At 66.7% G+C, this 11,951-nt stretch carries 12 protein-coding genes; 8 read left to right on the plus strand and 4 right to left on the minus strand.

Annotation, left to right across the window (positions count from 1 at the left end):
* The first annotated feature begins 89 nt into the window (after nucleotides 1-89).
* Both gcvA and parC read left to right on the plus strand, forming a co-directional pair.
* Nucleotides 90-1,016: a transcriptional regulator GcvA gene (gene gcvA / locus NFE57_RS12850; protein WP_252135987.1), complete on the plus strand. Its 927-nt coding sequence runs from the start codon at nucleotides 90-92 to the stop codon at nucleotides 1,014-1,016.
* A gap of 74 nt (nucleotides 1,017-1,090) precedes the next feature.
* Nucleotides 1,091-3,352 carry a DNA topoisomerase IV subunit A gene (gene parC / locus NFE57_RS12855; protein WP_252135988.1) on the plus strand — a complete coding sequence of 754 codons (2,262 nt, stop codon included), beginning with the start codon at nucleotides 1,091-1,093 and terminating at the stop codon, nucleotides 3,350-3,352.
* Nucleotides 3,353-3,355: 3 nt separating this feature from the next.
* On the opposite strand, the gene NFE57_RS12860 is transcribed toward parC, so the two are convergent.
* Complete coding sequence (locus tag NFE57_RS12860; protein ID WP_252135989.1) at nucleotides 3,356-4,873, minus strand: PAS domain-containing hybrid sensor histidine kinase/response regulator family protein; 1,518 nt, start codon at nucleotides 4,871-4,873, stop codon at nucleotides 3,356-3,358.
* Nucleotides 4,874-5,011: 138 nt separating this feature from the next.
* Nucleotides 5,012-5,398, minus strand: a complete 387-nt coding sequence (locus NFE57_RS12865; protein ID WP_252135990.1) for a hypothetical protein — start codon at nucleotides 5,396-5,398, stop codon at nucleotides 5,012-5,014.
* A 224-nt stretch (nucleotides 5,399-5,622) separates the two neighbouring features.
* On the opposite strand from NFE57_RS12865, the gene NFE57_RS12870 reads away from it, so the two are divergent.
* The 3 genes from NFE57_RS12870 (at nucleotide 5,623) to NFE57_RS12880 (ending at nucleotide 8,205) form a co-directional block, all read left to right on the plus strand.
* Complete coding sequence (locus tag NFE57_RS12870) at nucleotides 5,623-6,792, plus strand: acetyl-CoA C-acetyltransferase (RefSeq protein WP_252135991.1); 1,170 nt, start codon at nucleotides 5,623-5,625, stop codon at nucleotides 6,790-6,792.
* Nucleotides 6,793-6,916: 124 nt separating this feature from the next.
* On the plus strand, nucleotides 6,917-7,699 hold the full coding sequence (locus tag NFE57_RS12875; RefSeq protein WP_252135992.1) for an SDR family NAD(P)-dependent oxidoreductase: 783 nt from the start codon (nucleotides 6,917-6,919) through the stop codon (nucleotides 7,697-7,699).
* Nucleotides 7,700-7,794: 95 nt separating this feature from the next.
* Complete coding sequence (locus NFE57_RS12880; RefSeq protein ID WP_252135993.1) at nucleotides 7,795-8,205, plus strand: endonuclease domain-containing protein; 411 nt, start codon at nucleotides 7,795-7,797, stop codon at nucleotides 8,203-8,205.
* Nucleotides 8,206-8,233: 28 nt separating this feature from the next.
* Here NFE57_RS12880 and NFE57_RS12885 read toward each other — a convergent pair whose 3' ends face one another.
* Nucleotides 8,234-9,016 carry a crotonase/enoyl-CoA hydratase family protein gene (locus tag NFE57_RS12885; protein WP_252135994.1) on the minus strand — a complete coding sequence of 261 codons (783 nt, stop codon included), beginning with the start codon at nucleotides 9,014-9,016 and terminating at the stop codon, nucleotides 8,234-8,236.
* Nucleotides 9,017-9,120: 104 nt separating this feature from the next.
* On the opposite strand from NFE57_RS12885, the gene NFE57_RS12890 reads away from it, so the two are divergent.
* Together NFE57_RS12890 and NFE57_RS12895 are read left to right on the plus strand one after the other, a co-directional pair.
* On the plus strand, nucleotides 9,121-9,570 hold the full coding sequence (locus NFE57_RS12890) for a PaaI family thioesterase (RefSeq protein WP_252136032.1): 450 nt from the start codon (nucleotides 9,121-9,123) through the stop codon (nucleotides 9,568-9,570).
* Nucleotides 9,567-9,950, plus strand: a complete 384-nt coding sequence (locus NFE57_RS12895; RefSeq protein WP_252135995.1) for a PaaI family thioesterase — start codon at nucleotides 9,567-9,569, stop codon at nucleotides 9,948-9,950. Before NFE57_RS12890 ends, NFE57_RS12895 begins: the two co-directional genes overlap by 4 nt.
* 14 nt (nucleotides 9,951-9,964) lie before the next feature.
* Here the strand turns inward: NFE57_RS12895 and NFE57_RS12900 are convergent, their stop codons facing one another.
* Nucleotides 9,965-11,215, minus strand: coding sequence for a PQQ-dependent sugar dehydrogenase (locus NFE57_RS12900; RefSeq protein ID WP_252135996.1), 1,251 nt, complete (start codon nucleotides 11,213-11,215; stop codon nucleotides 9,965-9,967).
* Between the two features lie 192 nt (nucleotides 11,216-11,407).
* Between NFE57_RS12900 and rimP the strand changes: the two genes are divergently transcribed.
* A complete protein-coding gene (rimP, locus tag NFE57_RS12905; RefSeq protein WP_252135997.1) occupies nucleotides 11,408-11,950 on the plus strand; it encodes a ribosome maturation protein RimP in 543 nt (180 codons plus the stop codon).
* The last annotated feature ends 1 nt before the right edge of the window (nucleotide 11,951 follow it).

Raw genomic sequence — 11,951 nt, forward strand, 5'->3', positions numbered from 1 at the left:
TGATCCTTTGTTTTGTCTTCAGATCATCCTTCCGACCTCATCCATATCGGGCCGAGCGTCCTGCAATGCCAACAAATCGTTGGACGCAGATGACAAGCCAGGCTTATGAATATTCGATCATGCGCTCGCTGCCGCCTCTCGCCGCCGTCCGGGTCTTCGAAGCCGCGGCGCGGCACGAGAATTTCACCGCCGCCGCGGCCGAACTCGGGATGACGCAGGCCGCGGTCAGCTATCAGGTCAAGTTGTTGGAGGAGCGGCTGGGCGTGCCGCTGTTTCACCGCGAGAAGCGCCGCGTAGTGCTGACCGAGGCGGGCCGTCGGGCGGCCGCCCCCGTCAGCCGCGCACTCGACGCGATCGACGGCGCGTTCGCGGGGCTGCGCGCCGAAGACCAGGGCCTGCTGACAATCTCGACCTCGAATACCTTCGCCAACACCTGGCTGGCGTGGCGGCTGGGCAGTTTTCAGGTCGCACATCCCGAAATGGCGGTGCGGCTCGAGACCACCGACGCGCTTACCGATTTCGCGATCGACGCGGTCGATGTCGCGATCCGCGCCGGGCGCGGCGGGTGGCCCGATCTTGTCGAGGAGAAGCTGGTCGCGATCGAGTTCACCCCGATGTGCAGCCCGCATTTCCTCGATCGGCACAAAATCGCCACCCCCGCCGATCTGCTTGGCGTGCCCCAGATCAGCCCGCACGATCCGTGGTGGCCGCACTGGCTGCGCGAAGCGGGGGTGGACGTGCCCCCCGGCCCGCCGCGCGCGGGCGTGCGGCTCGATTCGCAGGCGCATGAGGGCCATGCCGCAATGGCGGGCCAGGGCGTCGCAATGCTGACCCCGTTTTTCTGGCGTAACGACCTTGCTGAGCGCCGCCTCGTGCGCCCGTTCGAGCAGCTTTCGACGCGCGGCTACGCCTATTGGCTCGTCTTTCCCGAGCACCGCCGCAACGTGCCCAAGATCAAGCGCTTCCGCGAATGGCTGATCGCCGAACTCGCGCGCGACCTGCCCAGCCCGGTGTAACGCCCGCCCCATCCACCCCACCGCATCCGCGCGCGCTGCTTTCGTCGCCGGGATGAAAAGGCTATCGCCCCCGCATGGCATCAGACGTCACCGACCTTCCGCCCGATAATCCGCCGATCGGCATTCTCGACGCCCCGTTCGATTCGGCGCTGTCGGAACGCTATCTCGTCTACGCGCTGTCGACGATCACTGCGCGCTCGCTGCCCGATGTGCGCGACGGGATGAAGCCGGTGCACCGGCGGTTGCTGTGGGCGATGCGGCTGCTCAAGCTCGATCCGAGCCAGGGCTACAAGAAATGCGCGCGCGTCGTCGGCGATGTGATCGGCAAATATCACCCGCACGGCGATCAGTCGGTCTATGACGCGATGGTCCGCCTCGCGCAGAGTTTTGCGCTGCGCTATCCGCTCGTCGACGGACAGGGCAATTTCGGCAATATCGACGGCGATAACGCCGCCGCCTATCGCTACACCGAGGCCCGGCTGACGCAGGTCGCGATCGACCTGATGGACGGGCTCGACGAGAACGCCACCGATTTTCGCCCGACCTATAATGGCGAGGACCACGAGCCCGAGCTGTTTCCAGGGCTGTTCCCCAATCTGCTCGCCAATGGCGCCGCGGGAATCGCGGTGGGCATGGCGACCTCCATCCCCCCGCACAACGCCGCCGAGCTGCTCGATGCCGCGATCATGCTGATCGACCGGCCGCAGGCGGACGACGCCGCAGTGCTCGAACACGTCAAAGGCCCGGATTTCCCCACCGGCGGCCAACTCGTCGACAGCCCGCAGGCGATCGCCGAGGCCTATGCCACCGGGCGCGGCACCTTCCACACCCGCGCGCGCTGGCACGTCGAGGATCAGGGCCGCGGCACCTGGATCGCGGTGGTCGATCAGATCCCCTACGGCGTCCAGAAGGGCAAGCTGATCGAGCATATCGCGGCGCTCATCAACGACAAGAAGCTGCCGATCCTCGCCGATATCCGCGACGAATCGGATGCCGAGATCCGCATCGTGCTCGAACCGCGTGCCCGCACCGTCGATGCCGATATGCTGATGGACTCGCTGTTCCGCCTGAGCGATCTCGAAAGCCGCTTCTCGCTCAACCTCAACGTGCTCGACGCCACCCGCACGCCGCGTGTGATGAGCCTGCGCGAGGCCCTGCTCGCGTGGGTCGACCACCAGTTCGTCGTGCTCCAGCGCCGCTCGCAGCACCGGCTCGACAAGATCGCCGACCGGCTCGAACTGGTCGGGGGCTATATCATCGCCTTCCTCAACCTCGATCGGGTGATCGAGATCATCCGCACCGAGGACGAGCCCAAGCCGGTGATGATCGCCGAGTTCACGCTGACCGACCGTCAGGCCGAAGCGATCCTCAACATGCGGCTGCGCTCCTTGCGCAAGCTCGAGGAAATGGAATTGCGCCGCGAGAAGGAGGCGCTCGAAAAGGAACGCGCCGACCTCGAACTGCTGCTCGGCAGCGAGCAACGCCAGCGCACCCGGCTCAAGCGTGATCTGGGCAAAATCCGCGACCGCTACGGCCCCGAAACCGACCTGGGCAAACGCCGCACCCTGATTGAACAGGCCGGACCAGCACGCGAGATTCCGCTGGAAGCGATGATCGAGCGCGAACCGATCACCGTCATCATGTCGCAGCGCGGCTGGATTCGCGCGATGAAGGGCCACGCCGATCTCGCCGCCGCCGACGCCCTCAAGTTCAAGGAAGGCGACGGGCCCGCCTTCGCCTTCCACGCGCAGACCACCGACAAAATCCTGCTCGCGGTCGAATCGGGGCGTTTCTACACGCTTGGCGCCGACAAGCTGCCCGGCGGCCGCGGCTTCGGCGAGCCGGTGCGCTCGATGATCGACATCGAGGGGGATCACGACATCGTCGGGCTGCTGCCCGCGAGCGCGGCCGAAAAACTGCTCGTCGTCGCCAGCGACGGCCGCGGCTTCGCGGTCCGCACCACCGATGTCACCGCCGAAACGCGCAAGGGCAAGACCGTGGTGACGCCGCGAAAAGGCGCCAGACTCGCGCTCGTCAAGCCGATCGATCCCAGCCATGATTATGTCGCCGCGGTCGGCGACAACCGCAAGCTGCTCGTCTTTCCCCTGTCCGAACTCGCCGAACTCGCGCGCGGCCAGGGCGTCCAGCTCCAGCGTTACCGCGACGGCGGGCTTTCCGATGCCACCACCTTCACTTTCACAGAAGGGCTAAGCTGGGCGATGGGGGGGGAAACCGGCCGCACGCGCACCGAACCCGACATGAGCGGCTGGCGCACCGCGCGCGGTGCCGCCGGCCGGATGCCACCGACCGGCTTTCCGAGGGACAATCGCTTCTGACGGTCACGCTCCGCTGACGAGCGCGTGGATCGCCCGGCCCAGGGCCTCGCCGGTATAGGGTTTGGCGATCAGCGCGAAATCGGCCGCCGCGCCTTCGATGACCTCGAGGCTGTACCCGCTCGCGAGCAAAATCGGCAGGCCGGGATGGCGCGCGCGCACCATGCCCGCAAGCGCGATTCCGCTCATGCCCGGCATCACGACATCGGAAAACAGCACGTCGACATCCTCGGTCGTCGCCAACATCGCCAGCGCCTCGTCCGCCGAGGCCGCGGTGCGAGCCCGGTAACCCAGCGTATCGAGCAGGTCGCGCGCGAATTCGCGGACATGATCGTTGTCGTCGACCACCAGCACGCGCTGCCCTGCCCCCGTTGCCGCAGCGGTCGTCGGGCTGGAAGCGGGGCTGGCGGCTTCGACCGCACGCGGCAGCACGATCCGCACGACCGTGCCCTGCGCCGACGATTCGATCGTACCGCGCCCACCCGACTGCGCAGCAAAACCATGAAGCTGCGGCAGCCCCAGCCCGGTCCCCTGCCCCACCGGCTTGGTCGTGAAAAAGGGCTCGAACGCGCGCGCCAAGACCTCCTCGGGCATGCCGGGGCCGTCATCGCTCACCGCGATGCACACCATGTCGCGCTCGGGCTCGGGACTATTGCTGGCCGAAATCGTGATCGTGCCCCCTTGGGGCATCGCATCGCGCGCGTTGATCGCGGCGTTGAGCAATGCGGCTTCGAGCTGGGTCGAATCGGTGCGCACGCGCCAGAGATCGGCCGGCGTCTCAAGCCGGATCGCGATCCCGGCGCCGATCGTGCGCTCCAGCATCTCGGCAAAGGCATCGAGCCGCAATTGCAGATCGACGACCTCGAATTTGAGCGCCTGCCGACGCCCGAACGACAGCAGCCGACTGGTCAGATCGGCCGCGCGATCCGCCGTTTCGAGGATATTGTCGGCATAGCGACGACGCTTTTCCTCCGGCATGTCATGGTTGCGCAGCAATTCGGCCGCGCCGCGCATCACCGTCAGCAGATTGTTGAAATCGTGCGCGATGCCACCGGTCAGTTCCCCCAGTGCCTGGAGCTTCTGCGCCTGAAACAGCGCCAGCCGCGCTTCTTCGAGATCGTGCTGCGCGCGCCATCGATCGGTGATGTCGCGCGTGATCTTGGCGAAACCGATATGCGTGCCATTGTCGTCATAGATCGGATCGAGCACGGCATGCGCCCAGAAGCGCGTGCCGTCCTTGCGCACGCGCCAGGCTTCGTCCTCATATTTGCCGTCGCGCAGCGCCGTTGCCAGCGCCAGCTCCGGCACACCGTTCGCGCGATCTTCGGGCGTGTAGAAGCGCGAGAAATGCTCGCCCACGATCTCGGCCTCGCTATAGCCCTTGATCGCTTCGGCACCGACATTCCAGTTGCGGACATAGCCGCCGGTATCGAGCATATAGATCGCGTATTCGGTGACCGAATTGACGAGCCGCTGGAACCGTCGTTCACCCAGATGGGCGTCGAAGCTCGCTTGGTTGGTCATCGGCACCCTTGCAACAGAACCTGGCCTTGAAACCGTATCGGGCCACTGAATGCGATCCAAAACCGATCACCGCGCCAAGCGTTCCCCACACCCCGGCCGCCCGTGCCCGCGAGCCCCAGTCTCGCGACCACAACGGGTTCACTTGCGGGCGATATGAATCCCCTCTTTTTCCCATTCAGCCGCGGTCTTGCAGACCTTGTGCGGCAGGATCGTTCCGGTCGTCGTGCCGATCTGGGCGCAATATTTTATCACGCCATCGGCCGAGGTCTGCACCTCCATATGCGGCGGCGGCGCCTTGGGATCGTCGGCGCCATGGGACGCGGCAAAAGCGGCCGGCCCGGTGACCGCGATGAGCCCCAGAGCAGCGCCGCCGAGCAGCACATGAGGAATAAAATTCGGCATGGTACGCATGATCAACCTCCAACAAACCGCCGCTTCGCCGGCGGCGGATATTGCGGTGCGTTCGGCGTGCCAGAAATCTAAGGCACGAAAATGCGGTGAATTTGGTACAAATCCGGTGCCCATCCATGGGATGACGCCCCGAAAATTGGCCGCAATCGCCCATCGTTGGCATCGCCTCTGTGATCGGCCCCGGTCATCGCGCCATAGTGTTCGCAACCGAACGTGATGACGCCCCGGCCAGCGATGCCCGATCGGCTTTCGATTGTCGGGTATGGGAAAACCGCTTGCCGCATCCCGGGATACGCGCCAGTATCAGTTGCAAAGGCGAACCAAATGGAGAACCCGGCATGGCCGAAGCCTATATCGTGGAGGCGGTGCGCACCGCCGGCGGCAAGCGCGGCGGCAGGCTCGCCGGATGGCACCCGGCCGACATGGCGGGCGCGGTGCTCGATAGCGTCGTCGCGCGCACCGGCATCGATCCGGGCCGAATCGAGGACGTCATCATGGGCTGCGTCAGCCAGGGCGGCGAGCAGAGCTTTCAGGTCGGGCGCGGCGCGGTGCTCGCCTCGAGCCTGCCCGAAAGCGTGCCCGCGGTGACGATCGATCGCCAGTGCGGCTCGTCACAACAGGCGATCCAGTTCGCGGCGCAGGCGGTAATGTCGGGCACGCAGGACGTGGTGATCGCCGCGGGGGTCGAGAGCATGACGCGCGTGCCGATGGGATCGACCGGCGCGCTGTTCGCGCAGGCCGGGCTCGGCACCGCCAAGTCGCCGCGGCAGGAGGCGCGCTATCCCGGCATCCACTTCTCGCAATTCACAGGCGCCGAGCGGATCGCGGCAAAATACGGCTTCTCGCGCGACACGCTCGATCAATTCGCGCTCGAAAGCCACGCCCGCGCCGCCGCCGCCACGACACGCGGCGACTTTACCGACGAGATCGTCCCGCTGACGATTCAGACCCCCGAGGGCGAACAGCAGCACCATATCGACGAGGGCATCCGCTTCGACGCGACACTCGACGGCATCGGCGCGGTCAAACTGCTCAAGGAAGGCGGCGTCATCTCGGCGGCGAACGCAAGCCAGATCTGCGACGGGGCGAGCGCGGTGCTGGTCGTATCCGAACGCGCGCTCAAAGAGCATGGCTTGACGCCGCTTGCGCGCATCCACAATCTCACCGTCACCGGTGGCGATCCGGTGGTGATGCTCGAAGAACCGCTGTTCGCGACCGACCGGGCGCTCAAACGCGCGGGGCTCTCGATCGACGATATCGATCTCTACGAGGTCAACGAGGCATTCGCGCCGGTGCCGCTGGCGTGGCTGCGGCACGTCGGCGCCGATCCGGCGAAGATGAACGTCAACGGCGGCGCGATCGCGCTTGGCCACCCGCTGGGCGCCAGCGGCACCAAGCTGATGGCGACGCTGATCCACGCGCTTCACAAACGCGGCGGGCGCTATGGCTTGCAGACGATGTGCGAGGGCGGCGGCATCGCCAACGTCACGATCGTCGAGCGGCTGTAACACCCCCCGTCACCCCGGACTTGTTCCGGGGTCCAACGCGCCGCAAGCGCTGGGCTTCGTGGAGGGTTGGATGCCGGAACAGGTCCGGCATGACGAAAAGCGGACGACAAGAGGGAGAGGCTTGATGAAACTCGACACCAATACCGCAGCGGTCGTCACCGGTGGCGCATCTGGGCTCGGCGCCGCGACCGCGCGGGCGTTGGCGGCGAAGGGCGTCAAGGTCGCACTCTTCGATCTCCAGGCCGAAAAGGGGCAGCAAATCGCCAACGAGATCGGCGGCACCTTCTGCGAGGTCAATGTCACCTCGGACGAATCGGTCGATGCCGGTTTCGCCAGGGCGCGCGCGGCCAACGGGCAGGAAACGATCCTCGTGTGCTGCGCGGGCACGGGCAATGCGATGAAAACCGCGAGCCGATCGAAGGAAGACGGGTCGATCAAGCATTTCCCCGCCGAGGCGTTCAACTGGCTGATCCAAATCAACCTCGTCGGCACCTTCCGCTGCGTCGCCAAATCGGCCGCCGGGATGCTGACGCTCGATCCCCGCGAGGACGGCGAGCGTGGCGCGATCGTGATGACCGCGAGCGTCGCTGCCGAGGACGGGCAGATCGGCCAGGCGGCTTATTCGGCGTCGAAGGGCGGCGTGGTCGGCATGACGCTCCCGATCGCGCGCGACCTGATGAACGAGGGCATCCGCGTCAACACGATCCTGCCGGGCATTTTCGACACCCCCCTGCTCGCCGCCGCGCCGCAACCGGTGAAAGACGCACTGGCCGCCTCGGTGCCCTTTCCCAAGCGGCTGGGCCGCCCCGAAGAATACGCCCGCCTCGCGCTCGCGATGATCGAAAATCCCTACTTCAACGGCGAGGACGTCCGCCTCGACGGCGCGATCCGCATGGCGCCGCGATAACGGCGCTTACCGACGGATTGCGGACATCCCCTCCCTGCAAGGGAGGGGGCAGGGGGTGGGTTGGCGAGCGTAGCGAGCCATTCTACGCTCGCAGCATGCGCCACCGCATCGATCCGGAACTGACGCGACGCGCGCGTGCGCTCCGCAACAACCCCACGCCGGCCGAGCAGGCGGTATGGCAACGGATCGCGCGATATCGGCCGGCCTTCACCCGCCAACTCGTGGTGTCGCCCTTCATCATCGATCTGGCGTGTCGCAAGGCGAGGCTCGGCGTCGAGTTCGATGGCAGCCAGCATGCCGAACAGGTCGAGGCCGATGCGCGCAGAACAGCATTCCTGAGCCGAAAGGGATGGCGGATTATCCGGTTGTGGAATTCGGACGTGCTCGGCAATCCCGACGGCGCCGTCCTGCACATCCTAGCGGAAGCCGCCGAGTGCCTCGGCGGCACCCACCCCCAACCCCTCCCTTCCAGGGAGGGGAGATCGAGGGGGGCATGTCGGAGATAAGCGTCCGCTTTCCACCAACTCCAGCCCCTCAATCCTCGAACACCGCCGCGCGCTTCGCCATATTCGCCGCCACCGCTTCCATCATATTGGGCTGGCCGATCACCTTCACCTGTTCCTCGGTCTCCGCGGCCAGCATCGCGCGCGGATCGGCGTCGTGCGCCATGTTGAGCAGCCGCTTGGCGCCGCGGATCGCGTGCGGGCTGCGGCCGGCGATCGCACGCGCGAGCGCCATCGCCTCGGCGTGCGGATCGTCCGCCAGCCGCGTGACGAAGCCGTGCGCCAGCGCCTCGGCCGCATCGAACTCACGCGCGGTGTAAACCAATTCGCGCAGCACATCGTCGCGCACCAGAGTGCGCCAGACGGGAAAGCCCGCCATGTCGGGCACCAGCCCCCAATGCGTCTCGCGGATCGCAAAGCGCGTATCGGGCGCGGCAATGCGGATATCGGCCCCCGACATGATCTGGAAACCGCCGCCGAAGGCAACGCCGTGAACCGCCGCGATCACCGGCATCGGCAGCATCCGCCACCCCCAGGTCACATGCTGCGGCAGGATCGCGCCATCGGCATTGCGCCCGCGCGCCGACAGCCCCGATCCGCCCGCGGCCATGCTCGCCATGTCGAGCCCCGCGCAAAACCCCCTGCCCTCCCCCGACAGCACCACGCAGCGCACGTCGCGCCGCTGGGCAAGCGCGTCGATCGTGGCGCCGATCGCGTCGAACATCGCCGGATCGAGCGCGTTCATCTTGTCGGGCCGGGCGAGGCGGACGTCGGCGATCTGACCGACGACGGAAAGGGTGACTCGGTCGTTCATGGACGAAGGCTATCCGGATGACAGCGCCGCTTCAATCCGCGACCGCGCGCGGGTGGGCCGGGGCGCTTGGCGAACACCATGCGGCGCGTGTAACAGGCGCGACGATGACCGCCTTTCCATCCTTCGATCCCGAACGCTTCCTCGCCCCCGGTCTGGGCGGGCACAGCGGGTTGCTGGGGATCACGCACCACGCGCACGGCGACGATTGGGTCGAGCTTGCGCTGCCTTATAGTGAAGCCCTGATCGGCGATGTCGACTCCGGGGTACTCGCCTCGGGGCCGATCCTGTCGATGATGGATATGGCGACCAGCATGGCGATCTGGCTCAAGCGCGGCCAGTTCCGTCCGCAGGCCACGCTCGATCTGCGGATCGATTATCTCCGCCCCGCGACCCCCGGCAAGACGGTGATCGGCCGCGGCGAATGCTATCGCATCACGCGCAACATCGCCTTCATCCGCGGCCAGGCGCACGACGGCGACGCGCATGATCCGCTCGCACATGTCGCCGGCACCTATATGTTCCTCGACCTGCCCGGCGCGGAGATCAAAGCGTGACGCTGCCGCCTTATGCTCAACTGCTCGGCCTTTCGGTCGAACCCGGCGATGGCAGCGCCCCGGTGCTGGTCATGCCCTTTTCCGACGACGTGCTCGGCCGCCCCGGCTTCCTCCACGGCGGCGCGATCGGCGGGCTGCTCGAAATGGCGGCGATCGTCGCGCTCCACACCGCGCTCGAAGAGGAGGGCGGCGGCCGGATCAAGCCGATCAACGTCACCGTCGATTACATGCGCGGCGGCCGCGAAAAGGAAACGCGCGCGCAGGGGATCGTCACCCGGCTGGGTACGCGCGTCGCCAATGTCGAGGCGAGCGCCTGGCAGGACGATCCCGCCAGGCCGATCGCCTCGGCACGGATGAACTATCTGATCGTCCGCGGGTAGGCGGGCCGGACCTTTCAGCCCTTCGGCGTCAGTCGTTCGAGCGCCCCGTCATCCTGAAGCAGCCAGATCGCCCCGTCGGGCGCCTGGATCACGTCGCGGATGCGCGCGCCCATATCCCATTGTTCGGCGGGTCTTGGTGCGTCGCCGCTCAAGTCGACGCGGACCAGCGCCTGTGCCGAAAGCGCGGCGAGGAACGCCGACCCCTTATATTGCGGGAACATGTCACCGGTATAGATGATCATCCCGCCCGGCGAGATCGACGGGTTCCACCACAGTTTCGGCGCCTCGAATTCGGGCTTGCTCGGATGATCGGGGATCGGCTGGTCGCTGTAATTGTCGCCGTTCGACACCACCGGCCAGCCGTAATTCTTCCCCGGTTCGATCAGATTGAGTTCGTCGCCCCCCTTCGGCCCCATTTCGGTTTCCCACAGCCGCCCGTCGGGGGCGAAGGCGAGGCCGTAGGGATTGCGGTGCCCCATGCTCCACGTCATCGCGCGGACGCCGCCCGCGGCGTACATCGGATTGCCCGGCGCGGCCTTGCCGTCGAGCGTCAGCCGCAGGATCTTGCCGAGCAATTGGTCGGGGTCCTGCGCGGGTGAGAAACGCTGCCGCTCGCCCGCGCTCAGGAACAGATGTTGACCATCAGGCGAAAAGGCGATGCGCGCGCCGAAATGCCCGCCCGGCCCGTTCGAACCCGACCGCCAGATCACCGACACATGGCGCAGCGCGGCGTGCGCGGGGTTGGGGGCAACCAACGTGCCCCGGGCAAGCGCCAGCGCACTCCCCTTCTCGCCGGGTTCGGAATAGGTGAGATAGACGTGCTTGCTGTCGGCGAAATCGGGCGCGATCGCGACGTCGAGCAACCCGCCCTGTCCGCCGGCCTCGACCTTGGGCACCCCGCTCACCGTCACCACCGATCCATCGGCGTGGCGCAGCTTCAACGTCCCCGCCTTTTCGGTGACAAGCAGACTACCGCCGGGGAGGAACTCCATCCCGAACGGCTCCTCGAACTGGCCGATTTTCTCGACCGTAAAGGGCCCCGCGGTCGCGGGCAGGTTCGCCTTGCCATCGGTTGCGGGCACGTTGACGATCGCGGTATCCAGCGGTGCGTTGCGGGGCACCGGCTGGCTCGCCGAGGCGGGCTGGGGCGGCACGAAAGCCTGCCCGGCCGCACCCGACGCGGCGTCGGTCGCGGACTGGCCCTGCGGCTGGGCGGAACAGGCGGTGCCGAGGAACAATGTGGCAAGCGCGAGGCGACGAATCATGGCGGGCCTTTCGAAAACGGGGCGGGCGAACCCGCGACTCGACGGCAACCAACCATGGTTGCGGCCGGTGCGCAACGTGCTTGCCAGCGCGCAGCGAGGCGCCTATATCCCGACTGTTCTCTTACATCGTCAGGTGAGGAGGTCGGAGCCACCCGGTTCCGGCGCCGACGCCTCACGCCCATTGGAGCAAGCATGGCGGACATCGCCCGATTGACGCAGATGATCGAACCCGAAGCGCAGGCTCTCGGTTTCGCGCTCGTGCGCGTCAAGATGTATGGCGGCGTCTCCGATCCCACGCTTCAGGTGATGGCCGAGCGCCCCGATACCCGCCAGCTCACGATCGACGATTGCGCGGCGCTGTCGCGCGGCATTTCGGATCGGCTCGACGAGGCCGAGGCGGCGGGCAAGGACCCGATCGACGGGGCCTATCGGCTCGAGGTCAGCTCGCCGGGCATCGATCGCCCGCTCACGCGCGTGCAGGATTATGACGATTGGAAGGGCCATGACGCGCGGCTGCACCTCGCCCGGCCGATTGACGGGCGCAAGCAGCTCACCGGTATCCTGCTCGGGCTCGACGCCGGGCGCGTCGTGATCGACGTGAAGAAATTTCAGACAATGACGGTCGATTTTGCCGACATCGCGGACGCCAAGCTGCTGATGACCGACAAATTGATCGCCGCAACCCAACCCCTGTCCGCCGAAGGTGCGGACAAGGTTATCGAAGTGGAAGGATAAG

The organism is Hephaestia sp. MAHUQ-44, from assembly GCF_023806085.1.
Lineage (GTDB): Bacteria > Pseudomonadota > Alphaproteobacteria > Sphingomonadales > Sphingomonadaceae > Sphingomonas.